This window comes from Bilifractor porci (assembly GCF_009696005.1).
In the GTDB taxonomy this organism is placed as follows: Bacteria; Bacillota; Clostridia; order Lachnospirales; family Lachnospiraceae; genus Bilifractor; species Bilifractor porci.
Window position 1 is genome coordinate 518,434 of sequence record NZ_VUMV01000001.1, and the last position, 22,919, is coordinate 541,352.

Annotated in this window: 19 protein-coding genes, 2 tRNA genes and 1 other annotated feature; of the genes, 2 read left to right on the forward strand and 19 right to left on the reverse strand. The window is 51.9% G+C overall.

All coding sequences use genetic code 11. The features are described 5' to 3' along the window. Positions 1–340 precede the first annotated feature (340 nt). Entirely contained in the window at positions 341–1,156 is an 816-nt protein-coding gene (locus tag FYJ60_RS02370) for a LytR/AlgR family response regulator transcription factor (RefSeq protein ID WP_154456970.1), read from the forward strand. 56 nt (positions 1,157–1,212) lie between these two features. Then, a tRNA-Gly gene (locus FYJ60_RS02375) sits at positions 1,213–1,283 on the forward strand. A 91-nt stretch (positions 1,284–1,374) separates the two neighbouring features. Here FYJ60_RS02375 and FYJ60_RS12715 read toward each other — a convergent pair. From FYJ60_RS12715 to hflX, 19 genes are all read right to left on the reverse strand, one after another. Beyond that, complete coding sequence (locus FYJ60_RS12715) at positions 1,375–1,509, reverse strand: hypothetical protein (RefSeq protein WP_272818866.1); 135 nt, start codon at positions 1,507–1,509, stop codon at positions 1,375–1,377. A 433-nt stretch (positions 1,510–1,942) separates the two neighbouring features. Next, positions 1,943–2,566 (reverse strand): glycerol-3-phosphate acyltransferase, encoded by a 624-nt coding sequence (locus FYJ60_RS02380; RefSeq protein ID WP_205838927.1) that lies wholly within the window; start codon positions 2,564–2,566, stop codon positions 1,943–1,945. 26 nt (positions 2,567–2,592) lie between these two features. Then, entirely contained in the window at positions 2,593–2,760 is a 168-nt protein-coding gene (locus tag FYJ60_RS02385) for a hypothetical protein (protein ID WP_154456972.1), read from the reverse strand. Between the two features lie 433 nt (positions 2,761–3,193). Continuing rightward, the gene (locus FYJ60_RS02390; RefSeq protein WP_154456973.1) at positions 3,194–4,123 is read right to left on the reverse strand and encodes a homoserine O-succinyltransferase; all 930 of its coding nucleotides are present in this window, start codon (positions 4,121–4,123) and stop codon (positions 3,194–3,196) included. A gap of 51 nt (positions 4,124–4,174) precedes the next feature. Next, positions 4,175–6,190: an NAD-dependent DNA ligase LigA gene (ligA, locus tag FYJ60_RS02395; protein ID WP_154456974.1), complete on the reverse strand. Its 2,016-nt coding sequence runs from the start codon at positions 6,188–6,190 to the stop codon at positions 4,175–4,177. A gap of 119 nt (positions 6,191–6,309) precedes the next feature. Further along, positions 6,310–7,041, reverse strand: a complete 732-nt coding sequence (locus tag FYJ60_RS02400) for a pseudouridine synthase (RefSeq protein ID WP_205838928.1) — start codon at positions 7,039–7,041, stop codon at positions 6,310–6,312. A 201-nt stretch (positions 7,042–7,242) separates the two neighbouring features. Next, positions 7,243–7,315: transfer RNA gene (locus FYJ60_RS02405), tRNA-Arg, on the reverse strand. Between the two features lie 197 nt (positions 7,316–7,512). Continuing rightward, positions 7,513–8,487, reverse strand: coding sequence for a hypothetical protein (locus FYJ60_RS12430; protein WP_205838929.1), 975 nt, complete (start codon positions 8,485–8,487; stop codon positions 7,513–7,515). An 89-nt stretch (positions 8,488–8,576) separates the two neighbouring features. Continuing rightward, positions 8,577–10,352 (reverse strand): threonine--tRNA ligase, encoded by a 1,776-nt coding sequence (gene thrS, locus FYJ60_RS02415; protein WP_235903288.1) that lies wholly within the window; start codon positions 10,350–10,352, stop codon positions 8,577–8,579. Between the two features lie 295 nt (positions 10,353–10,647). Continuing rightward, positions 10,648–10,871: a binding site (T-box leader), on the reverse strand. Between the two features lie 472 nt (positions 10,872–11,343). After that, positions 11,344–13,200 (reverse strand): ABC-F family ATP-binding cassette domain-containing protein, encoded by a 1,857-nt coding sequence (locus FYJ60_RS02420; RefSeq protein WP_154456976.1) that lies wholly within the window; start codon positions 13,198–13,200, stop codon positions 11,344–11,346. 84 nt (positions 13,201–13,284) lie between these two features. Continuing rightward, positions 13,285–16,053, reverse strand: a complete 2,769-nt coding sequence (locus FYJ60_RS02425; RefSeq protein ID WP_154456977.1) for an ATP-dependent DNA helicase — start codon at positions 16,051–16,053, stop codon at positions 13,285–13,287. Positions 16,054–16,154: 101 nt separating this feature from the next. Next, positions 16,155–16,940: an Mrp/NBP35 family ATP-binding protein gene (locus tag FYJ60_RS02430; RefSeq protein ID WP_235903289.1), complete on the reverse strand. Its 786-nt coding sequence runs from the start codon at positions 16,938–16,940 to the stop codon at positions 16,155–16,157. A 137-nt stretch (positions 16,941–17,077) separates the two neighbouring features. Continuing rightward, complete coding sequence (locus tag FYJ60_RS02435) at positions 17,078–17,305, reverse strand: hypothetical protein (RefSeq protein ID WP_154456979.1); 228 nt, start codon at positions 17,303–17,305, stop codon at positions 17,078–17,080. Positions 17,306–17,385: 80 nt separating this feature from the next. Continuing rightward, on the reverse strand, positions 17,386–17,928 hold the full coding sequence (locus FYJ60_RS02440) for a DNA-deoxyinosine glycosylase (protein WP_154456980.1): 543 nt from the start codon (positions 17,926–17,928) through the stop codon (positions 17,386–17,388). Next, the gene (locus FYJ60_RS02445; protein WP_205838930.1) at positions 17,925–18,167 is read right to left on the reverse strand and encodes a hypothetical protein; all 243 of its coding nucleotides are present in this window, start codon (positions 18,165–18,167) and stop codon (positions 17,925–17,927) included. The genes FYJ60_RS02440 and FYJ60_RS02445 overlap by 4 nt, the downstream gene beginning before the upstream one ends. A 183-nt stretch (positions 18,168–18,350) precedes the next feature. Next, positions 18,351–19,529 carry a phosphoribosylaminoimidazolecarboxamide formyltransferase gene (locus tag FYJ60_RS02450; RefSeq protein ID WP_154456982.1) on the reverse strand — a complete coding sequence of 393 codons (1,179 nt, stop codon included), beginning with the start codon at positions 19,527–19,529 and terminating at the stop codon, positions 18,351–18,353. 77 nt (positions 19,530–19,606) lie between these two features. Next, positions 19,607–20,323, reverse strand: coding sequence for an IMP cyclohydrolase (locus FYJ60_RS02455; RefSeq protein ID WP_154456983.1), 717 nt, complete (start codon positions 20,321–20,323; stop codon positions 19,607–19,609). Positions 20,324–20,576: 253 nt separating this feature from the next. Continuing rightward, positions 20,577–21,644, reverse strand: coding sequence for a M24 family metallopeptidase (locus FYJ60_RS02460; protein ID WP_154456984.1), 1,068 nt, complete (start codon positions 21,642–21,644; stop codon positions 20,577–20,579). Between the two features lies 1 nt (position 21,645). After that, a complete protein-coding gene (hflX, locus tag FYJ60_RS02465) occupies positions 21,646–22,893 on the reverse strand; it encodes a GTPase HflX (protein WP_154456985.1) in 1,248 nt (415 codons plus the stop codon). Positions 22,894–22,919 lie beyond the last annotated feature (26 nt).

Genomic DNA, 22,919 nt, shown 5'->3' on the forward strand with positions numbered 1-22,919 from the left:
ACCCGTTTACCCTCCGTATGTTGACTTTTTCCGCACGCCCACGCAATTTCGATAATTATTTGATTATTCTGAAATATCATGAGCATACGTGTACTACTTTGAATACATTATAAATTACAGGCAATATCCCAAACAACATTTTGGCGTGAATGACCGAAAACCGGGTGTGAATTTCTAGAAAATTTACATTGTGTCAACATAAAAGGTCAAAAAGAATCTTTGTCTTACTATTAACATTTATTTCGTTATTTTTCGCTCATTCTCGAACAAGTGTTTATTTTTATGTTTTATTTTCTGTCTATTTTGCTATAATAGGGATTAAGAAGAAGGAGGCGGTGCAATGAGAAGGCAGATAGCAGAGAAAACCGTTCACTTGACTTCGGAATTTATGGAAGCTTTTTACAGCGGAAACCCGGAACCGGTTTTCGCCGTTGCCAGTCCGGACATCACCTGGATCGGGGCGCAGAAGGAGCAGTTTGATATCGGCTTTGAAAAATTCCGGGCGGATATCGAGAAGGTCCTGCTTGACCTTCCGCCCTGCTATCTTTCCAACCAGCGCTATCTGCTTGCCCAAAATAACGGCTGTATCTGCACGGTCATCGGCTCCTACTATGTCATGAGCCGGGACAATGCCGAGCACGCAATCGCCGGGGAGCAGCGGTGTGTGGCTATCTGGCGGCTGAGCGGGGAGCAGCTCTCTCTGGTGCATCTTTCCAATTCCAGCCCGATCGGGGAATGGATGGTCACCGAAGGCGAGCATTTTCCCTCCAAGATGAGCGCTTATATTAAGAACTATATCCGGCACCAGGTGAGGGAAAAGCTGACCCCGCGGCAGCTGGTGATCACCGACACCGTCCACGTGATGCACTTTATCAGCGAAAGCGAAATCTACTATCTGGAATCCGATGACAAATATACCGAAATCTACCTGGCGGATTCCACCATTCGGACAAGAATGCAGCTGAAGGAATTCCTGCCGAAGCTGAGCCCCGTCTTTCTGAAAATCAGCCGGATTAATATTGTGAACATGAGTAAGATTGCCCGGTTTTCCGAGCGGGACGCCATTCTGCTGGACGGACGCAGTCTGCCTGTGCCCGCGAAGAAAATGACGGAGATAAAAAAGACGGTATCGGATTTTTTCAATTTCAATTCATAAATTTGCCTTCGCGCCCTTGCGCGGAAGATGAATTTATGTTAAACTAACTTCGTTGTGCAGGCGTAGTTCATCGGTAGAACACGAGCTTCCCAAGCTCGGGAGGCGGGTTCGATTCCCGTCGCTTGCTGAGAAAGAGCTCCGGAATTCTTTCATATGAGAATTCCGGAGTTCTTTTTACGCTTGCTGCTGAACCGTCACCCGTGTGCCGACCGCTCTGCTTACGGCTCTGACGCCGCCTCCGGCATGGCAACAGTAAAATTGGTGAGATTCAGGAGAAAAACATACTTCCCATTCTCTGTATCCTCCGCCAGAAACGAAAGCTGCCCATGGAGTTTCCGGTGTTTTACCTCCACCTCGAAATCCCGCAGTTTCTTCTCTTCCTTTACCTTTGCCGCACCCTTCTTTTTACGGAAAAGTCACTTCAAAGGGGACTCCCATGGAAGCAGTGGCTCTGGCCAGGGCACAGAAGCTGATCCTCACTGCGTTTCAAAAATGCCTGTTTTGGAAATTTCCAGCCGATGCCGCCGCTGGAGTATTACATACGACTGACCAAAGGATTTCATGAGATCAGAAAAAGCTATGGACTTGTGGCTGTGGATGATAATTACAAACTTTGTGGCAATCATCCTGCAAAGCTCTTATTGATATGTGGGCAGGAACTCTTTTGGAGCGAGGTCGATGTCTATAAATGCCATATTGCAGGTCCTCTGTTTACGGACAACATGCTGCATATCCGAAAAAAGAATCCGGGAGACGATATCGCTTCTTCTTGGTTCGTGATGCAGCTCATCCATTGTTCCGATGATCTCCGTTTCGGCTCATTTTTCTTCTTATCGCACCAAGTACATCCACTTTTTCCGTTGTCCCTTTGGAGATGCCAAGAACCGACGGCAGGTGTTTCAGGAGCATCAGTACCGCAAAAATCACAGCGATGATACCCGCTTCTGCCCCGTATATTCCAAAGGAAAACGGAACAAATGCCGCGGCAATAATAATTGCCCCCAGCCCCAGATATCCGGTTGCAAATACCACAAGCATTCCCGCAATCATCGAAAGAAGCCCGGCTGCAGGGCTGCAGAGGAAATAGCCTGCGCAGGAGGTTGCAACACCTTTACCGCCATGAAAATGCTGCCAGAATGGATAGTTGTGCCCCAGCGTTGTACCAAGTGCCACATAGTATATAATAACATGTCCTGCCTTATGAAATAGAAGCAAAGACACCAATACCGCAACCACAGTTTTAGCCAGATCGCCCGCCAGGACAAGGATGCCCGGCCTAAAGCCCAGATGTGCCATTACATTTGCCATTCCCGGATTTCCGGTTGTTCCCAGCTTCTTACACGGCTTTCCGGTCAGCCGACGCGTCACGATCTCGGCGGTAAGCACACACCCACACAAATATCCTATCAACAGACTTATAATTCTGGAAAACAACATCATTTCATGCACCCGCTGCCCGCGCTTCGCCTCCCTATTGCCCTCGAAACCTTGCAATCCATCCCAGGAGCCACTGTGACTGTTTTTCTTGGCAGTTTCTTCCTTCCGGCAGCATCATCAGCCACTTCTTGAAGACCACGCATGATACTTTCGTATATCTCGCTCATTATTTCCGCCTCCGTTGCGATGACAGACTTCTCCAAAAGAAAATTTATAACCGTCTGGTTTTCCCGTTCTTCCTTTGTCTGGTTTGCCTCTTCACTAGTTTTAACATCCCCTATTTAATAGGAATAGTCAAGGCATAAAGGAAATACCGCTCAACAGACTTTGTTAAATTGAACATGATCAAATAAAGTCTGATGCATCTCAGGATGAAGAAAGCAGAAAGAAAAGCGATGCAGGAATGGATCCCGCACCGCTTGTAATAATCAGTTATAGGCAGTCGTTCTCGCGGATTCAAGTCTGGTATACAAATTATTGTGTACAAAGTTAAGAGCATTTTGGCTCGATTTTTCAGGCTTTTTCCCATATTTCCGTCAGCGTTTCTGTCCGGAACAGCAAAACAGAATCCCTCACTTTCTGCATCCGCACCCTCTGCCTTCAGTTTTTTTCCGGGATTCCGTACAGGTTGTACGGTGTTACCTGGTAGACGTAGAAGTTCAGCCAGTTGAAATACAGGTTGGTGGATGTGGCTCTCCAGGTAAGCAGGGGTTTTTGGGAGGGATCATTTCCCGGATAATAGTTTCTGGGGATCATGACATTCTCCATTCCCTTGTCCACATCCCTGTGGTATTCCTTGTCCAGCGTCATGCGGTCATATTCCGGATGCCCCTGTACGAACACCTTCCGCCCGTTATCCGCCATTGCCAGGAAGAAGCCTGCTTCGTCCGACTCTGCCAATACGGTAATCTCCGGATTTTTTCTTAAATCCTCGAGTGCCACGTCGGTATGTCTGGAATGCGGGCAGAGAAAGATATCATCAAAGCCGCGGACCAGCGGGATTTTTCTGTTCAGAACCCTGTGCCAGTAAAGGCCGGACAGCTTTTCCGAAAGAACATGCTTCTGAATGCCGTAAAAATAGTACAGAGCAGCCTGGGCGCCCCAGCACTGGAACATAGTGGAGGTGACATGCTTTTCTGTCCAGCTGAAAATCTGCTTCAGTTCATCCCAGTAATCCACTTCTTCAAACTCCATCATCTCTATGGGCGCGCCTGTGATGATCATGCCGTCGTAGTAGTTTTCTTTTATTTCCTCAAAGCATTGATAAAACTTGTTCAGATGGCTGATGGAGCCGTTTTTTACATGATGGGTTTTTACCATCATGAATGTAATGTCCAGCTGCAGCGGTGAATTGGAAAGAAGCCGGAGAATCTGGAGTTCTGTATCCTCCTTCAGCGGCATCAGATTCAGAATCAGGATCTGCAGAGGGCGGATGTCCTGGGACAGTGCTCTCCTCTCGTCCATGACAAAAATATTTTCTTCCTCCAGAATTCCTTTCACCGGAAGGTCGTTCTGTACTCGGATTGGCATTTCGATACACCTCGTTTCAATGATAGCTGTTTGCTGCGTTTCGTGTTTCTGCTATATTTCATCTTTCTTCGGTATTCCGGAATACTCTTCCGTTATACCGGAGGCCGGTTTTTCCATCAATCTCAGGAAATCCTCTTCGGACAGAATGGGGATTCCCAGCTCTCTGGCCTTTTTGTTTTTTGCGGATGTGGACTGTACATCATTGTTAATCAGATAGTCTGTTTTGGAGCTTACGCTTCCCGTCACCTTTCCTCCCTGTTTTTCAATGAATTCCTTCAGGGCGTTCCGGTTGGAAAAATGCTCCAGGCTGCCGGTTATCACGAATACTTTTCCCTGCAGACGGTTTTCGGTCTGCTGATCGTATTCACGGGTCAGTTCCAGCTCGCGCAGCACGCTGTCAAACATTTCTCTATGCCGGGGCTCTGTCCACCACTGCACATAGCCCTCTGCGATTACCGTTCCGATCCCGTCGATGGCGCTGAGCTCTTCCACATCTGCGTTCCGCACCTTGTCCGGGTCCTCCTGAAAGGCACGGCAGATTAACTTTGCCGTGGCAAGCCCTATGTTCGGAATGCCGCAGCCGTACAAAAAGCGGGAAAGCGTGGTATGCTTTGCCTTCTCCACGCTGGCCTGCAGATTTTCATAGGACTTCAGGCCAAAACCGTCCATGGCCACAATGACATTTTTATGCTGATCCAGATGAAAAATATCCACGAAAGAATGAATCAGCCCGTGCGCCATGAATTTTTCCAGGGTCGCCTCTGAAAGTCCCTCGATGTTCAGCGCATCCCGGCTGACAAACAGCGTATAGGACTTCATGGCTTTTGCCGGGCAGTCCGGATTTTCACAGTAAAGGGACTGCGCCTCGTTTACCGCGCGGATTTCCGCATGTCCTCCGCAGACCGGGCACTTGTCCGGAATGGGAAGTGTCCCGCTTCTGGTCAGGTTTTCCGCAATCTGGGGGATGATCATGTTGGCCTTGTAGACCTCCAGCTCGTCTCCGATCCCGAGCTGCAGTTCCTTTACGATGCTCACGTTATGCACGCTGGCGCGGGTAACGGTGGTTCCCTCCAGCTCCACCGGTTCAAAGACCGCCACCGGATTCAGCAGTCCGGTGCGGGAAGGGCTCCACTCTACCTCCAGCAGATGGGTCGTTCTTTTTTCGTCCGCCCACTTGAATGCATAGGCATTCCGGGGATATTTCGCCGTAGTGCCGAGGCTGTCCCCGTAGGCGATATCATCATACAGGGCGACAAGGCCGTCAGAAGGGAATTCATTTTCCGCCACCTGCGTGGAAAAATAGTGCATCGCATCGTCCAGCGTGTCTGCTGTTACAGCTCTCCACTCCACTGTGGTAAAGCCCTGTTTCTGCAGCCAGAGGAACTGCTGTTCTCTGGAATTTTTGAAATCCGGTTCCGGAATGGCGCGTACCAGGGAGAACGCGTACAGATACACATGCCTCTGTGCGGTCACTTTGTTATTCAGCTGCCGCACGGAACCGCTGCAGAGGTTGCGGGGATTTTTGTATTTTGCGTCTACATCATCAATTTCCTCGTTGATCTTTTCAAAATCCGGATAATTGATAATCGCCTCTCCGCGAATGATCAGCTCTCCCTGGTACGGAATCTGAAGGGGAAGATTGACAAAGGTTCTCGCGTTATTGGTAACCACCTCGCCGATGATGCCGTTTCCACGGGTTACGGCTTTCTCCAGGACTCCGTTCCGGTAAGTCAGAACAATGGTCAGCCCGTCCATTTTCCAGGACAGAAGTGTCCGGTGCCTGCCGATGAAGCTCCGCAGCTGCTCCACGTCCTTGGTCTTGTCCAGGGAGAGCATGGGCGATTCATGTCTCTCCTTGGGCAGAGAATCCACCGCCTCATACCCGACCCGGTGGGTCGGCGAATTGGCAAGAACCATTCCTGTTTCCTTTTCCAGACCGAGAAGCTCATCATAGAGGGCATCATATTCATAATTGCTCATGATCTCCCTGTCCTCGGCATAATATGCCTTTGCCGCCTGGTTCAGGGTGTCCACAAGCTCCCGCATTCTTTTTTTCTTATCTTCCAAAGTTCTCTCCTGCTTTCCGCGTCAGGTATCCTCAGGTATTCCTATGCCGCTGCTTCTTTTCGGTTCTGTCATGGTTTTCCAATCAGCTATTACTTTTTCAACTTTCATTCTCCGGTATTCTACTTCTCCGCTGAATTTGCGGTGCTGTCCTGCTGCCGACCGGTTATCCGAAGCAATGTTTCCAGTTCCTTCCCTGTCAGTGGACAGCTTTCGCCCGGCTGCAGATCCCCCAGCAGCACATTTACCACGCGGAAACGTTTTAATTCTACCACACGAAAGCCCAGTGCGCCGCACATTCTCCGAATTTGACGGTTTAAACCCTGTGTTAAGACAATCCGGAACTTCCGTTCCCCTGTTTTCCATGCCCGGCACGGCCGTGTTTTTATTTTCAGTTCCGGAAGATAAACGCCATTCCTCATCTGTTCCAGGAATTCATCCGTAACCGGACTGCCGACAGTCACCTCGTATTCCTTCTCATGGGCATTTCTGGCCGCCATCATGTTTTGGATCAGGTCTCCGTCATCCGTTAAAATCAGCAGCCCCTCTGAATTTTTATCCAGCCTGCCGGCATAAGTTACTCTTTTCCGGTCAGGCAGGAAACCGGTCAGGTTGTTTTTCTCCTTCTTCTCGAAAGTGCAGACAACACCTGTTGGTTTATAGAATTTCAGATAGGTCTTTGTCTCCGGCAGGGAAACTACCGTCCCGTCCACCGTAACAACATCCCCTGCCTCCACCCGGCTGCCCGGCTCCGCAGGGCTGCCGTTTATCCGGACTCTTCCCCCTGCGGCCAGACTGTCCGCCATTCTCCGGGAGCAGACCCCGCAGGAGCTAAGGTATTTGTTGATCCGCAAAGCAATCCCTCCCTGAAGCCATTATAGCTGCTGTTATTATAACTGCTGTAATTATTGTTACCGTTATGATTGTTTCGTTATTATTGCAGCCGTTATTATTGTTCTATTATTATTGCGGCTGTTATAATGGCTGCCATTATATAAGAAAAGCCGGGTGAATAGGATTCATCCGACTGAGTAAAATTCCCATAAGGTTAGAAGCGCGTCTGGAGGGAATCGAACCCCCGCCACACGGTACCGGAAACCGTTGCTCTATCCGCTGAGCTACAGACGCATAGCATTACATTGTCCGGAGAGACAACATGAGTATATTAGCACATGACTTTTTACTTGTCAAACGCTGAAAAAAAGCCCCGGAAAACCGGGGCTTATGCTTTAACAACAATCTGATTTCTGTGCGCCAAACAGATGACCGCCTGCAAAAAATTTCTTAATATTTTCCCTGTCACCGGCAAAGAATCTTCAGCCGGATCAGGCTGCTGTGGCATCTGTATTTTCTGTGGCAGTCTGCCCTTCTGTGCTCTGTGTCGTATCGGAAGAGCTTTCTGCCGGTGCAGTCGCGTTGGCATCCAGATATCCCAGATCGGACAGTTTCTGATAAATAGCCTGTGCCATCTGCTCATGTCCGGCCTCGGAATAAGCTGCCTCATCAATATGGAGCGAGAGGTTGATGTAGTGATCACCGAAAGCGGAAATCTGCGCATTGTCATAATCATCGGTATTGATGGAAACAACGCTGCTGTCCGGATAGAACCCGCAGATAATATACTTATCCTGGTTGGTGTAGGTTGCAAGGATCTTCTTTTCCTGCTCTACCAGCTCCGATACATCGTAGCCCCAGCCGCCGTAATAGCCGATGCAGATAACCGGAATATAGTTCAGATCATCGCGGTCTTTTTTGTACTGATCCAGATCATCCCTGACCGTCGTTTCCGTGGCGCTTCCCTCTACGCCGAGAGCAGCCATCTTATCCGCGTGTCCGCTGATAAAATTCTGGATATCCTCGTCGCTGACTCCTGCCAGCGCCATCTGTGAGAGGGAACCGGACATATTCCAGGTGTTGTCCTCCACCGTGTAGTCATATCCGTTATCCTTCAGAATCGTCTGCAGCTTGGCCGGATAACCGATGGATTGGTCTGCGTCATCTGTATCAAAGCTGTCCCCGCGGATGCTGATTCCCGCCGCAACTGCCTCCGGTGTAGGAGTCGGTGTCTCGGTAGGAGTGGGTGTCGGTGTCTCCGTCACAGAAGAGGCAGAAGTTACAGCCTCTGTAGGTGTGGGTGTCGGTGTAGACGTCACCGCCGCTTCCTGCTGCGCCTCCGCCTGTGCCTGCGCGTTCAGCTGATCCTGCGTATTCTGCATCTTGTGAACCTTCAGTCCGACAAACGTTCCCATCCCGGCAATTAAAACCAGGCTGATGATAAACAACAGTACTCTCTTAGCCATATTTATACCCCCATACGAGTTTTTTCTGACTTCTGAATAACAGTTCTATTGTACGGGAAATATCTGTCTTTTTCAAGGCGTACGGAAAATTATTCCACCGAAGCAATCAGCTCTTTGGAGTGCTCCCGGTTCATGGTTCTGCACATCTCCACCAGTTTTTCCAGCGGAACCCCGTGCAGCTGCTGTTTCTGTCCGCGCACGGTGATCGATACCGTTCCTTCCGCCGCTTCCTTGTCTCCGACAACAACAATATAGGGATCGCGGAATGTCTTGAAGGTTTTAATCTTCTCGTTCATGTTCTTGTCATCGTAATCCACCTCTGTGCGGACACTGGCTTCACGAAGAGCGGACACTACTTTTTCCGCATACTCGTTGTGCTCGGTGCGGATCGGAACGACGCCTACCTGATACGGGCTGAGCCAGAACGGGAACGCCCCCTTGTAGTTCTCGATCAGGATTCCGATAAAGCGCTCCATGGATCCGAAGATGGCGCGGTGGATCATAACCGGCTGCTTTACGCTGCCGTCCTGTGCCGCGTATTTCATATGGAAGTTAAGCGGAAGCTGGAAATCCAGCTGAATGGTTCCCATCTGCCACTCCCTTCCGAGAGCGTCCTTCATCTTCAGATCAATCTTCGGTCCGTAGAAGGCTCCGTCTCCCTCGTTTACCTCGTAGTTGCCTTCTCCGTAGACATCATTCAGGATATCCTTCAGCTCGGCCTCTGCCTTGTTCCAGACGTTGATGTCTCCCATGTAATCATCCGGTCTGGTAGAAAGCTCCGCCCGGTAGGTCAGTCCGAAGGTTCCGTAGATTTCCGTCGCGATTTCCATGATGTCTTTGATCTCATCGGCGATCTGTTCTTCGGAAACCAGAATATGAGCGTCATCCTGACGGAACATCTGCACACGGAACAGCCCGTTCAGCTCTCCGGATTTTTCCTTTCTGTGAATCACATCCACCTGATTGATACGGAACGGCAGATCTCTGTAGGAACGCAGACGGTTCTGATAAACCAGGATGGCGTTCGGGCAGTTCATCGGCTTGCAGGCGTAGTAATCGCTCTCATCCTCTTTTACTCCGGGGATGATAAACATGTTCTGCTTATAGTGTCCCCAGTGTCCGGATGTCTGCCACAGCCTGGAATTGCTCAGGACAGGTCCGGAAATTTCCTGATAGCCGTGCTTCTCGTGGATTCCTCTCCAGAAATCCAGAAGAGCGTTAAACAGCTTCCATCCTCTGGGAAGCCAGTAAGGCATGCCCGGTGCGGTCTCGTCAAACATAAACAGTTCCTGCTGCGGTCCGATCTTTTTGTGATCTCTCTCAGCAGCTTCTTTCAGGAACTTCTTGAATTCCTTCAGCTGGGCTTTATCCGGAAACGCATAGACATAAATTCTCTGCAGCTGATCTCTCTTCTCGTCTCCTCTCCAGTAAGCACCGGACACGGAACGGATTTCAAAGGCAGCATTCATCAGTTCCTGGGAATTGTCCACATGAGGTCCCCGGCAGAGATCAACATAATCATCACCGGTGTAATAGATGGTGATTGTCTCGTCCTCCGGAAGATCCTGGATCAGCTCTGTTTTGAATTTCTGTCCCTGAAAAAGCTCCAGCGCCTCCTGACGGGAAACTTCCTTTCTTGTCCACGGCTCACGGCGTTTGATGATCTCGTGCATCTTGTCCTCAATCATCTTGAAATCATCCGTGGTAAGCGTCCTGGGCAGGACAAAATCATAGTACAGACCGTTTTCAATCTGCGGTCCGATCGCATACTGCACTTTGTCTTTCCCGAAAATCTCAATAACCGCCTTTGCCAGAATATGGGCAAGGGAATGACGGTAAACCTGTAAATACTCTTCGCGCTCCATTTGAACTCCTTTCTCTGTCAGTTCTGGAGAATCAGAACTGAAACCCTGAACAACGTACAGCCTCATTGTTGGCAATGTGCATGTCACGAACGGAATCAGACTGTAACCCCGATCAACATGCAGTCTTCTGTAGGGGCGGACAGATGCTGCAGAGACGTCTCTGTGCCGCTTCCGCGCCACTTCCCGTTTCTGCCTGCTGCCAGATCCGGAATGAGAAAAAGCTTCCTGTTCCCAGGCCTTTTTCGAAAATCCGTCCTGTATGCAAAAATCCCTCACAGACTTCTAAACAAAGTCTGTGAGGGACGAATACTCTGATCCGCGGTTCCACCCTGCTTGCTGCTTCGTCCTGTCCATAAAAGGACATTCCGGCAGCCTCTTTTTTCATGACGATAACGGAATCACCGGGCCGTATTGGGGCCGCTCGGAGGTGGTCTTCAGCTGCATCTGTCCGGGTTCTTTCACCAGCCGAACCTGTCTCTTGGGAATTCCACAGCCTACTCTTCTCTTCATCGCTTTACTGACGCAATTATAGGCAGCGCCTCCAAAAAAGTCAAGGGAATACTTGCATCTGTGATGTAATAGTTAATTGCAAAACTAAATTCCACCTTGGGATAGAATTTAACCCTTCCGCTATGTTATGATGTACATGGACGTTCGTCCGTTCTCTGCGCACCGGTCGGTGCATCTTTCAAGATGATTAAAATCTGTATAACTTACACACATGGAAAAGGAGGTTTTCTGATCTGTAATACAATGTCCCTGCAGATGTCAATATCTGCACTTTTCCGGCATTCTCTGTAAAGACAGCAGCGGAAAACAAGACTGCCGGAAAACATTTTCAAAACGGATGAACGTACCAGAGAAAGGGCTGCCGTGCAGCATGCACAAAACGAATTTCTTGTAAAGAAATTCTTGTCATGTATAACACGTCAGCCCTTCCTGTGCTTTCCAGCAATCCGGCTGTATACCATAAAAAATGAATATTCCGATTCTAATTCTGCTTCTCCAGCTCCTCTACGAGCTCCTGCAGCTCGATGTACCGGTTCAGCCGCTCGTCCAGCCTGGCATCTGTCTCTTCTTTTTCTCTGGAAATCTCCGCCAGTCTGCCGTAATCGGTTGCTGCTTCCTCCATCTGCTTTTCCAGCTCCGCGCTCTTCTGCTCCAGCTCTTCTATTTCCTCTTCGATATGCTCGTATTCCCTCTGGTCGGAAAAGCTCAGTTTTTTCTTTCTGACCCTATTTTGCCTGTTCTGTTTTCCGCTGCCGTTTCCGCCTTCCGGCACGCCGCTTTTCCCTGTGCCTGCGGAATTTTCCTGCGCGGAGCTGTCTCTTCCTTCCTCCCGGAACAGCAGGTCTCTGCCCGTCTCTCCGCAGTGTTCCCGGTATTCCGTGTAGCCGCCCTCACTCTGCCAGAGCGTCCCGTCCGACTGAAACGCAAAAATGCGGGTAACGACCCTGTCAAGAAAATACCGGTCATGGGAGACCACAAGCACGATTCCCGCAAAACGATCCAGATAATCCTCCAGAATCTGAAGGGTCTGAATATCCAGATCGTTTGTCGGCTCATCCAGAATCAGCACGTTGGGCGCCCCCATCAGCACCTTCAGCAGTGCGAGTCTGCGCTTTTCCCCTCCCGAAAGCTTTTCGATCAGGGAGTACTGCATCTCCCCGTCAAAAAGGAATCGCTCGCACATGGATGAAGCGGTAACCAGCCCGTCGCTGGTCTGCACATATTCCGCCGTATCCCGGATGAAGTCTATAACGCGCTCGTCCGGAATAAGCGCCTCATTTTCCTGTCCGAAATAGCCGATCTTGATGGTCTGGCCGATTTCTACCGTTCCGGAATCCGGCTGCACCGCTCCGATGATACATTTCAGCAGAGTGGATTTTCCGCAGCCGTTCGGGCCGACAATTCCCACCCTGTCTGTTTTCCGGAACAGGTAAGTAAAGTCGCGGAACAGGGTTTTTCCGTGATAGCTCTTGCTGATTCCGTCCAGAATGATGGTTTTATTGCCCATGCGCCCGGACAGGGAATCCAGCTGGATCTGCCGCTCCTCTACGATTTTTTCCCGGTTCGCCAGGGCTTCAAAGCGCTGGATATGAGCCTTCTGCTTGGTGGACCGCGCTCTTGCGCCCCGCATCATCCAGGCCAGATCTTTTTTGTATAGAGCGGCCATTTTGCGCTCCGCGGCGACAGCACTGTTCAATCTTTCTTCCTTCAGCTCCAGATATCCGGAATAATTGGTGTGATAGCGGTATGCCTTTCCTCTGTCCAGTTCCAGAATCTGATTCGTCACCCGGTCAAGAAAATAGCGGTCGTGCGTGACCATGAGCAGGGCTCCCCGCCATTTCCGGAGATAATCCTCCAGCCACTCGATCATTCTTCCGTCCAGATGGTTGGTGGGCTCGTCCAGGATCAGAAGATCGCAGGGTGTAAGTATGGCAGAGACCAGGGCTGCCCGTTTTTTCTGGCCGCCGGAAAGTTTGTCCGGTGTCATGTCCGGATTATCAATCCCGAATTCCAGCAGTCTGGCACGTACCTCCCCCGTCACATCCCAGTGATCGGCTTTCCCGGAAACACGCGAGACGGCATTCTCCAGAACCGTTCTGTCTGCATCAAACGCCGGTGTCTGCGGCAGATAGGAGATCCGCAGGCCCTTGCGGGTGATAACCTGGCCGCTGTCCGGCTCCATCGTTCCGGAGGCAATTTCCAGAAAGGTGGATTTCCCCGTTCCGTTCACCCCGACCACTCCTATTTTATCGGTGTCCTCAATTCCCGCCGTGACGTCCGTCAGAATCGGACGGGAGACATATGCTTTGCTGATATGCTCCAGATTCATCAGATTCATTCTGTTTCTCCTTGTCTGCCTGCCAGAAGCCCTAAAGGCATTTCTTCAATCTTTTGTCCATCTTCATGCAGCGGAACAGAATGTTCAGTCCTCCTGCCAGAAGCTCTGAAGGCTGTCCTTCACATTACTCAGGCTGCAGAGTCTTGCGTCCTCCCGCCAGTCGGCGGGAAACAGCCTCCGGTTTTCCTGCATGTCAAATCTGCTGTCCAGAAGAAGGATGACTCCCCTGTCATGAGCCGTGCGGATGACTCTTCCTGCAGACTGCAGCACTTTATTCATTCCGGGAATCCGGTAGGCATAATCAAAGCCGCTCCCGTTTTTCCGGTCATAATAATTTTTCAGCAGCTCCCGTTCCTCCCCGATCTGGGGGATCCCTGTGCCTGCGATGATCACGCCGATCAGGCGTTCCCCGGTCAGGTCAATTCCCTCCGAAAAGATTCCTCCCATGACGCAGAAACCGATTCTTCCTGTTCCCTCCGGCGGCGCGGACTGGAACATCCGAAGAAACTCTTCCCGCTGCTTTTCTTCCATGCAGGGCTCCTGAACAGCGGTTTTTTCCTCCGGGTATTTTTCCGAAAAAATCTCCGAGACATCCTGCAGCATCTGATAGGAGGGAAAGAAAGCCAGATAGTTGCCTCTCCGGGCGGACGCGGCCGCGTAAATATAATCCGCGATTTTCTCAAACTCCCCTGCCGTCCTCCGGCTGTACAGCGTGCTGACATCCTGTCCGATCAGAAGCAGACGGTTATTCCTGTCAAAGGGAGAGGGTATGGCGACCGCGTAATTGTCCGTCCGGCTGCTTAAAAGGCTCATATAGTAACGGACGGGAAGCAGCGTTGCGGAGAGGAAGACCGCTGATACGCCCCGGTTCAGGCAGTTCTGGAGATTCCGCGCGGGATTGACACAGAACAGGCGGAGCAGAAAACGATCCTGACGGGTAACGGCGGAATAGACCACATAATTCTCATCCAGCAGGTCGCCGATATTCAAAAAGTCACTGATCTGAAAATAAAAATTCAGAAGCGATTTCCGATGTTCTCCTTCCCCCATGTCGGAAAGAACCTCCTCCGTCTGCCCGGCCAGATTGACCAGCTGCGTGAAGAGTTCTTCCACGGAATTTCTCTTGAAATATTTTCTGCGGAGACCGTTCCGGCCCCTGCCTGCCCCGGATTCGTCAAACGGATTTTTCCAAACCGCCTCCACGCAGGCCTCCGATTCCTCCTGGGCTTCCTGTTCCTTTCGGTAGGCAAGCATGATCCGGCTGCACTTCTGCAGTGTTTTCCGCATCCGGGTCAAATTATAACGGAGATTCTGCCTTCGTTTTCTTTCCTTCTCGTCCGCCCTGCTTTTCCGGCGGACTGTCGTCGCTGCAGATAATTCTCCTGTTTCCGCTGCTGCCGCAGGAATTACAGCTCTCTCTGTCACTGCTGCGGGTTGTTCTCCTGTTTCTGCTGCTTCCGCAGGAATTCCTGATCTCTCTGCAGCCGCTTCGGCCCCGGCCTTCCTTCCTTCCCCGGTTCCTGCCTGCAGAACCCCTGTTTCAGAGAATAATGACGCCCCACTATCGTCGGGAAAGCCTGTTGTCTCCGTCTGATCGAGGTGAGCCAGAACTTCCTTTGCCAGTTTTCCCGCGTCCTGAAAATCCTCCCGGAAAATCTGCGCGCTGTACATCTCCCTGCCCCGGTCTACAAGGTTATGCGCCTCATCAATCAGGAAAAGGTAATCTCCGGTCTTTCCCGTCTCGCCGAAATAGCGTTTCAGCTTCGCGTTCGGGTCGAACACATAGTTATAGTCGCAGATAACCGCGTCCATAAAATAAGAGAGATCCAGCTGCATTTCAAACGGACAGACATTCCATTTCTCCGCCTGCTGCTGCAGGGTCTCCCGTGTGTAGTCCCGGCCTTCGGTCAGCATCTCGAAGATGGCCGCATTCACCCGGTCAAAATGTCCCTTTGCGCGGGGACAGGACGCCGGATTGCAGTCCGGTTCGTCCAGAATACACATTTTTTCTTTAGCTGTGATGGTGATGGATTTGCAGGAGACTCCCTTCGCGCGGAGGATCAGAAACGCTTCCTCGGCTACCGTTCTGGTGATGGTTCTGGCTGTCAGATAAAAAATCTTGTCCGCTTTTCTCTCTCCCAGCGCATGAACCGCCGGGAAAACAGCGGACATTGTTTTTCCGATCCCGGTAGGTGCCTGTACGAAAAGCTGTTTCTTTCTCAGGATGGTGCGGTAAATATCGACAACCAGCTCGTGCTGCCCTTTCCGGTAGGGGAAGGGAAATTCCAGGCCGTGGACAGAGGCATTCCTCTTCTCCGTCCAGTGCACCTGAAAATCGGACCACCTCTCATATTCCGCGATCAGATTCATGAACCAGTCCCGGAGTTCCTCCAGCGTGTACTCCTCCATGAATTTCTTCTCGGCTTCGGTTTCCAGGTTGACATAGGTCATGCAGATCCTGATCTTCTTCAGATTATTCTGTGAGCCGTAGATCCAGGCATAGCACATCGCCTGCGCCAGATGGACATTGACCGGCTCCGTGATCCGTTCCAGATCGGCATAGACGCCCTTAATTTCTTCGATCATGGCATTTTTGCCTGCCGTCAGGATTCCGTCTGCCCTTCCCTCCACCACAAGGGTGTAGGTTTTCTCTTTCTTCTGCCAGCGAAGAGGCACCTCCGCCTGATAACCGGTTCCCCGGCGTCCCTGCACCTTGCGGTGCACGCGGCTTCCGGCGGCCATTGCCTCCCGCTCGGCCCACCCTCCCCGGCGGTTGTCCAGATCTCCGCTCCGGAGAATAAATTCTACCAGCGCCCGGACGGATGTCCGTATGATAATTTCTTCGTCTTTCATCCGTCTTTCCCTGCCTGGTTCCTCCTGATTCACTGCAGCCTTGTTTCCGCCGTTATTCCCGGTTCCGCCGGATCTTTTCCCGCACGGTTATCCGCAAAACTTTAGCTCTTATTCTCATTCATCGCCCGCAGGACTTCTGCCGCCCGGTCAAGGCCGTCGTTGGCGACCCCGGCAAAATCGCCGGCGTCCGCTTTTTGGGCATACTCCGGATTGATGGGAAGCCTGCCCAGAACCGGAAGCTTCTCCGCCTCCGCCGCCTCTTCCAGATGACTTTCGCCGAATACCGAAATCTTTTCTCCGCAGTGGGGACAGATCATGTAACTGTAATTTTCCACCACACCCAGAACAGGGACATCCATTTTCTCCGCCATGTGGACGGCCTTGGAGACAATCATCCGCACGAGATCCTGCGGAGAGGTGACAATGATAATACCATCCAGGGGAAGCGATTGGAATACCGTGAGGGGAACATCACCGGTTCCCGGAGGCATGTCCACCAGAAGATAATCCAGCTCTCCCCAGATGACGTCGGTATAAAACTGCTTCACCATGTTGGCAATGACGGGTCCCCGCCAGATGACCGGGTCTTCCTCATTCGGCAGAAGAAGGTTTGTGGAGATGATCTTGATGCCGTTATCGGCTTCCAGCGGATAGAGCCCGTTGTCGTCTCCCACGGCCGGGCCGTGAATGCCGTACATCCTGGGTATGGACGGTCCGGTGATATCCGCGTCCATAATGCCGACGCGGTATCCCTGCAGCGCCATCAGATTGGCCAGAGACGCTGTAACCAGGGATTTTCCGACTCCTCCCTTCCCGCTTACCACACCGATCATATGCCGGATGTTGGAATAAGGATTTTCTTCCACTTGAAATTCTGATTTATCCATTTTTAATTTCCTCCCCGCCCAATTCCCGCCGACGGCGGCACAGGCGCTGAATTTCATATATTTTTCTGATGCATGGATATGGGCAGACGTACTGATTGCCGCCCATTCATGATTACACGATCTTTTTCCTTCTGCTCTCAGATTTCCGTAAAGGTATATCTCTGCTTAATGCCGGATGTAACAATATCAAACACGATGGTCCCGTCCGGCTGAACCGTCTTGTCATACTGAAGAACCTTATCCGCAAATTTCTGACGGATATAAGCCTCCGGATCCTCGCACTGAATCTCTTCAATAAACACGTCCCGCATCTGATTGTTCGGGCACTTGTTGAAAATTTCCCAGACTGTCTCGTATTCTTTCATTTCAGCTTTCTCCGTGTTCTTTTAATGCTTCCTGAACTTCCGGTATTTTTATAATTAGTCTGACGCCAAATATGCCTTTTTCAATCCTGCTCCGCGTATACCCGGCACACTTTCCAGGCATCCACCAGCCTCTCCAGGCTCCAGGCCGCATTGGCCGGACTGGTGGAAGGCATTTTTTCCGCCTCTCTGCCTGTCACAGGAAGAATGTATTTCCGGTACAGGTTCCAGGATGTGGCGCCGTTGCAGAAAATACGGCGGATATCGGCAGTTCTCAGTATTTCACTGATATCATTCGGAACCACATCCCGCACACTGCTGTCACTGGATCCGGTGATGGTGCATGCCGCTATGGTGTCCCACATGGCGATATGATGACGCCGCAGGAATTCCTTTTTCTGCGGTATGGTCTCTGGCACCGCCGTTTTCTGACCGTCTCCGAAGATTTCCGCCATCATTTTCCAGTAGCGGTTCTGCGGATGTCCGTAGAAAAAGCCGGTTTCCCTGGATTTCACTGAAGGAAAGCTCCCCAGCACCAGAATTCTGGAATTCTCGTCATAGAACGGCGGGATGGGATGCACCTGATGCTCCGCCTGCATTTTTCCCTTCGTTGTTTTCTGCCTCATTTCGGTTCTTCTTCGTCAAATTCCACGACCACATAAAAGCCCCTGGGTGTGTCCTTGACTTCCCTGACAATTCCTTTTCGTGACTTCAGCCTCTCATACGGCTGATAATTTTTGCTCATGGCAACAGCCGGGATAATCGTGTAATAGTAGGAGGCAGGAAGCGAGCTCTCTGTCACATCCACCTCCTGTCCCTCCTGTACAAGTCCCGGCCGCTCCATCTTAAATTCCATCTTTCTCATCTGTTCCTGTACACCGCTTTTCTGTCGGCTGTCCCTGCGCGCAGGCAAGACATGACAGCTCTGTATTTCGCCATTCCATTAAAAACGAAAGCCCCGCGCGGAAACTTGGCAGGACAGTTCCTGCATCGGCAATACCAGCAGGGTATTTTCCCGCACGCTGCCTGTCTGGGACTTTCTGCCGAATCAGTGATGGAACAGGCGAATTCCGGTAAACGCCATGGCTATGCCATATCTGTCGCAGCAGTCAATGACTTCCTTGTCCCGGATGGACCCGCCCGGCTCCGCGATATATTTGACGCCGCTTCTTACCGCCCGCTCGATGTTGTCGGAGAACGGGAAGAACGCATCGGAACCGAGTGATACACCGGTCATTTTGTCCAGCCACTCCCGCTTCTGCTCCGCAGTAAACGGATCCGGCTTCACTTTGAACACCTTCTGCCATTCGCCGTCCCGCAGCACATCTTCCGAATCGTTTCCAATGTACACATCGATCGCGTTGTCCCTGTTCGGACGCGCGATCTCCTCCAGGAACGGAAGCTCCAGAACTCTGGGACTCTGGCGCAGCCACCAGTTGTCCGCCTTTCCTCCCGCAAGTCTTGTGCAGTGCACGCGGGACTGCTGCCCTGCTCCCACGCCGATGGCCTGCCCGTCCTTCACATAGCAGACGGAGTTGGACTGCGTGTACTTCAGGGTGATCAGGGAGATTTTCAGATCTCTCATGGCCTCCGCGGGAATTGTCTTGTTTTCGGTGACAATATTGGAGAGCAGCTGATCATCAATCGCTAACTCCTGCCTTCCCTGCTCGAAGGTAATGCCGAAAATCTGCCTGTGCTCCAGCGGCTCCGGTACATATTCCGGATCCATCTGAATGACGACATAGCCGCCCTTCTTTTTTTCCTTCAGGATTTCCAGCGCTTTTTCCGTGTACCCCGGAGCAATGACGCCGTCCGATACCTCATGCCGGATGAGCATGGCTGTGTCCTCGTCGCAGACATCCGAGAGAGATATAAAATCCCCGAAGGACGACATACGGTCCGCCCCTCTTGCCCTGGCATAGGCGCACGCCAGCGGGGACAGATCGCCGTACTCCTCCACCCAGTAGATTTTTTTCAGGACATCCGGGAGCGGAAGTCCGACTGCCGCCCCTGCCGGCGAGACATGCTTAAAGGACGCCGCCGCCGGAAGCCCTGTAGCCTGCTTCAAATTTGTCACCAGCTGCCAGCCGTTTAACGCATCCATAAAATTGATATAGCCGGGACGGCCGTTCAGAATCTGAATCGGGAGATCCCTGCCGTCCGCCATATAAATGCGTGACGGCTTCTGATTCGGGTTGCATCCGTATTTTAACTGCAGTTCATTCATCGCTTGCTTCCTTTCTTCCCGGCGCCGGAAAGGGTCTGCCAATCCCGGGCGTTCCGGTCTTGATGTCCTGTCTGCTCTTATTTGTTCTTGTTGACAATTCTCGACTCATACGTCCCGGTTTGAATATCAATATAACGGGTAAACAGGGAAACCTTATTTTCGCTGTTCAGGCTGTTCCAGAGCGCCCCGGTAAACGCGTCAATGTCATCCGGGATGTCCACTTTTTTCGGCTCTCCCTCGAAGCTGTGAAGAGGACTGCCGTCGTGCCTGTAGGTCGAGATAAAGTGTCCCTCTCCGGCAGGAGCCGCGCTGTAGTCAAACGTATAGCGAAGGCACTGGGAAGGATCCCCGTCGTTGCTCTTCAGGATGGACATCTGATAGCCGAAGGTTCCGTTTTCCACGGTAAGGAGGCCGGAAATCCTGGGGGTATAATTCGGTCTGTCCGGCTCAAACTCTCTGCTGCGCAGGGATTCCTCAAAGGTTTTCCCCTCCTTCAGGCCGTCGAAAACCGTATCGGTCTGGTCGCCGTTTGTGACTATCGTGTGCACAGCGTCCGGAACCCGAACCGGCGCGTAGATAATCAGGCTGGGATCCTCCATTTTGGAAGGATCAAAAGCCTGTGTGCGGATTCCTTCCCCGTCCTCCACAAACACACGGTTTCTGCTGTTCTCGCTGCGTCCCATGATAAAATATCCGATTACTGCGTGTTTGCCGTCCGCGGAGCGTCCGATCACAATTCCTCTTCCGGGATATGCGTTGTTCTTCAGCTCCTGAAACAGATCAGTCTTTTCCATCGGTTCCCTGCTCCTTTCCCTCCGCGTTCTTTTTTATGTTTCGTCTCTATCGTACCATGTTTTGCCGGAAACTTCTGCCCCTTTTCTGCTGCCTCTGCAAACCCGTCCGTTACAGCTGACGCAGAAACAACCGCTGAAACAGCGGATTTCTGCTGTCTTTCACGAATCCGGCAGTGAAAACCGGGGCTCAATCCGCTGCCCCGGAAGATGCGGACACACCTTGTGGGCTGCCGGGTCCGGAAAGAGAGACTGTTTACAGCTCAATCAGCCCCTTAGGTGAAGATGTCAGGTTCCGGATTCCGTTTTCTGTAATAATCACCATATCCTCGATCCGCACCCCGCCGAATCCCGGAATATAGATTCCAGGCTCCACGGTCTCTACCATCCCCGGCTCCAGCACAGTGTGGTCCGCCGGAGAAAGGGCCGGCTTTTCATGGATATAAAGCCCCACGCTGTGACCCAGCGCATGGCCGAAACAGGAGCCGTAGCCGGCCTTTGTAATCACGTCCCTGGCAATCGCGTCCGCTTCCCGTCCGGTCATCCCTGCATGAAGTCCGTCCAGCGCCGCCGTCTGCGCCTCCAGAACAATGCCGTAAATTTCCTTCTGCTTCTCATTCGCTTTTCCAACGACAACCGTTCTGGTCATGTCGGAGCAGTAGCCCTTCCAGATGCAGCCGAAATCCATGGTGATAAAATCTCCGTTCTCAATCACCTTTTCCCCCGGCACGGCATGAGGCATGGAGGAGTTCAGCCCGGAAGCCGCGATGGTGCTGAAGGAAAAGCCTGTGGCTCCGTGCATTTTCATCTGATACTCCAGCTTTGCCGCCAGCTGCAGCTCTGTCATGCCCGGCCGTATTTCCTTTAATATATCCGCAAAGGCAGCGTCTCCGATCGCCTCCGCGTGCGCCATGATTTCCTGCTCTTCCGGCGTCTTGATCTGACGGATTGCGGTGATCTGGTCTTCCAGCGGAAGCCACTGCTGAACCGCGGGAAGCCAGTTGACAAAGCGGCTGAAATCATAGCAGTGCATGAAACGGTCTTCGTACCCGACAATGCTAACCCCGTCTTCCTCTATCAGATCCTGCAGGATCTTCTTGCGCTTGTGCGCCGCGTTTTCCTCTGTCACATGAAATCCCCGCCCGGCGGAGACTTTTTCCGCCGCCTCCGTATAACGGGAGTCGGTGATGATGATTTTCTGCTTTTTGGAGATATAAAGCATGCCCTCCCCGTTAAAGCCCGAAATATAGCCCATGTTGTGCGGGTCTGTGATAAAAAGGGCCTGCACGCCGCTTCTGCTGAATACATCCGCAATTTTCTGCATTTCAATCAACCTCCTGTAGTCTTCCGTACAGATCCTCCGGAACATAGGCACGGATCCGGATTCCGTCTGCAAGATATTCCTCCTCCAGAATCTGTCCTGTCTGCCTGATCTGCGCGATGATTCCGGCGTTCTGATAGGGCAGAACCCGCTCCACCAGAATCTGACCTTCTCTTACCACCTGTTCCAATATTTCCAGAAACCGATCCAGTCCTTCCCTGTGCCGGATTGAGACCGGAATCGCGTAATCCGCTTGAAAATCGTGCAGATGTTTTTCCTCTGTCACCAGATCCTGCTTGTTAAACAGGGTAATGACCGGCTTGCCCTCCGCGCCCAGTTCCCTCAAAGTCTGGTATACAATCTCCATCTGCTGTTCCGCATAGGGGCTGGAGGCATCCACGACATGGATCAGAATATCCGCCAGGGCCGCTTCCTCCAGCGTACTGTGAAACGCGTCTATCAGAAGATGCGGAAGCTTGCGGATAAAACCGACCGTATCGGTAAGCAGCACCTCGCTCCCTCCGGGGAGTGTCAGCGCGCGGGTGGTCGGATCCAGCGTCGCGAAAAGCGCGTCCTCCTCCAGTACACCGGCATCCGTCAGCACATTCAGGAGCGTGGATTTTCCAGCGTTGGTATACCCGACAATCGCCGCGGTTTTTCTTCCGCTTTTCAGCCGTCCTTTCCGCAGCACATCCCGATGCCGTTTTACCAGCTCCAGCTCTTTTTTCAGTGCGCTGATCCTGTCCGCGATCAGCCGCCTGTCCATCTCCAGCTTTTTTTCGCCGGGACCCCTGGTGCCGATCCCTCCTCCCAGACGGGAGAGGGATTTTCCCAGTCCCGCAAGCCGGGACTGACGGTAACGGAGCTGTGCCAGCTCCACCTGGATTTTTCCCTCGCTGGTTCTTGCCCGCCCCGCGAAGATATCCAGAATCAGCAGCGTCCGGTCGCAGACCTTGCAGCCCAGCTCTTCCTCCAGATTTTTCATCTGCGCGGGAGAGAGCTCATCGTCGCAGATCACCGTCGTGGCGTCCATCAGCACGGTCATCTCCCGCAGCTCTTCCAGCTTTCCGCGTCCCAGGTATGTGCCGGGATCGGGAAACTCACGGGGCTGCACCAGGCTGGTTACGGTCTCTGCCCCGGCAGTTTCCGCCAGCGCGCGCAGCTCCCGCAGGCTGATCTGCGTCTCTTCTTCTTTTCCCCAGGTGATGGCGAATAAAATAGCTCTCTCCCGGAATGCCTTGTTTTCAAACATGCTTTCTGCTTTCTCCCCTGCTGTCT

What these genes read in the sequence shown, in the direction of transcription:
- FYJ60_RS02370 (WP_154456970.1), top strand. Translation starts at nt 341, where the DNA reads ATGAGAAGGCAGATAGCAGAGAAAACCGTTCACTTGACTTCGGAATTT.
- FYJ60_RS02385 (WP_154456972.1), bottom strand. Translation starts at nt 2,760, where the DNA reads ATGAGCGAGATATACGAAAGTATCATGCGTGGTCTTCAAGAAGTGGCT.
- FYJ60_RS02390 (WP_154456973.1), bottom strand. Translation starts at nt 4,123, where the DNA reads ATGCCAATCCGAGTACAGAACGACCTTCCGGTGAAAGGAATTCTGGAG.
- FYJ60_RS12430 (WP_205838929.1), bottom strand. Translation starts at nt 8,487, where the DNA reads ATGGCTAAGAGAGTACTGTTGTTTATCATCAGCCTGGTTTTAATTGCC.
- thrS (WP_235903288.1), bottom strand. Translation starts at nt 10,352, where the DNA reads ATGGAGCGCGAAGAGTATTTACAGGTTTACCGTCATTCCCTTGCCCAT.
- FYJ60_RS02420 (WP_154456976.1), bottom strand. Translation starts at nt 13,200, where the DNA reads ATGAATCTGATGAATCTGGAGCATATCAGCAAAGCATATGTCTCCCGT.
- FYJ60_RS02425 (WP_154456977.1), bottom strand. Translation starts at nt 16,053, where the DNA reads ATGAAAGACGAAGAAATTATCATACGGACATCCGTCCGGGCGCTGGTA.
- FYJ60_RS02430 (WP_235903289.1), bottom strand. Translation starts at nt 16,940, where the DNA reads ATGGATAAATCAGAATTTCAAGTGGAAGAAAATCCTTATTCCAACATC.
- FYJ60_RS02435 (WP_154456979.1), bottom strand. Translation starts at nt 17,305, where the DNA reads ATGAAAGAATACGAGACAGTCTGGGAAATTTTCAACAAGTGCCCGAAC.
- FYJ60_RS02440 (WP_154456980.1), bottom strand. Translation starts at nt 17,928, where the DNA reads ATGAGGCAGAAAACAACGAAGGGAAAAATGCAGGCGGAGCATCAGGTG.
- FYJ60_RS02445 (WP_205838930.1), bottom strand. Translation starts at nt 18,167, where the DNA reads ATGAGAAAGATGGAATTTAAGATGGAGCGGCCGGGACTTGTACAGGAG.
- FYJ60_RS02450 (WP_154456982.1), bottom strand. Translation starts at nt 19,529, where the DNA reads ATGAATGAACTGCAGTTAAAATACGGATGCAACCCGAATCAGAAGCCG.
- FYJ60_RS02455 (WP_154456983.1), bottom strand. Translation starts at nt 20,323, where the DNA reads ATGGAAAAGACTGATCTGTTTCAGGAGCTGAAGAACAACGCATATCCC.
- FYJ60_RS02460 (WP_154456984.1), bottom strand. Translation starts at nt 21,644, where the DNA reads ATGCAGAAAATTGCGGATGTATTCAGCAGAAGCGGCGTGCAGGCCCTT.
- hflX (WP_154456985.1), bottom strand. Translation starts at nt 22,893, where the DNA reads ATGTTTGAAAACAAGGCATTCCGGGAGAGAGCTATTTTATTCGCCATC.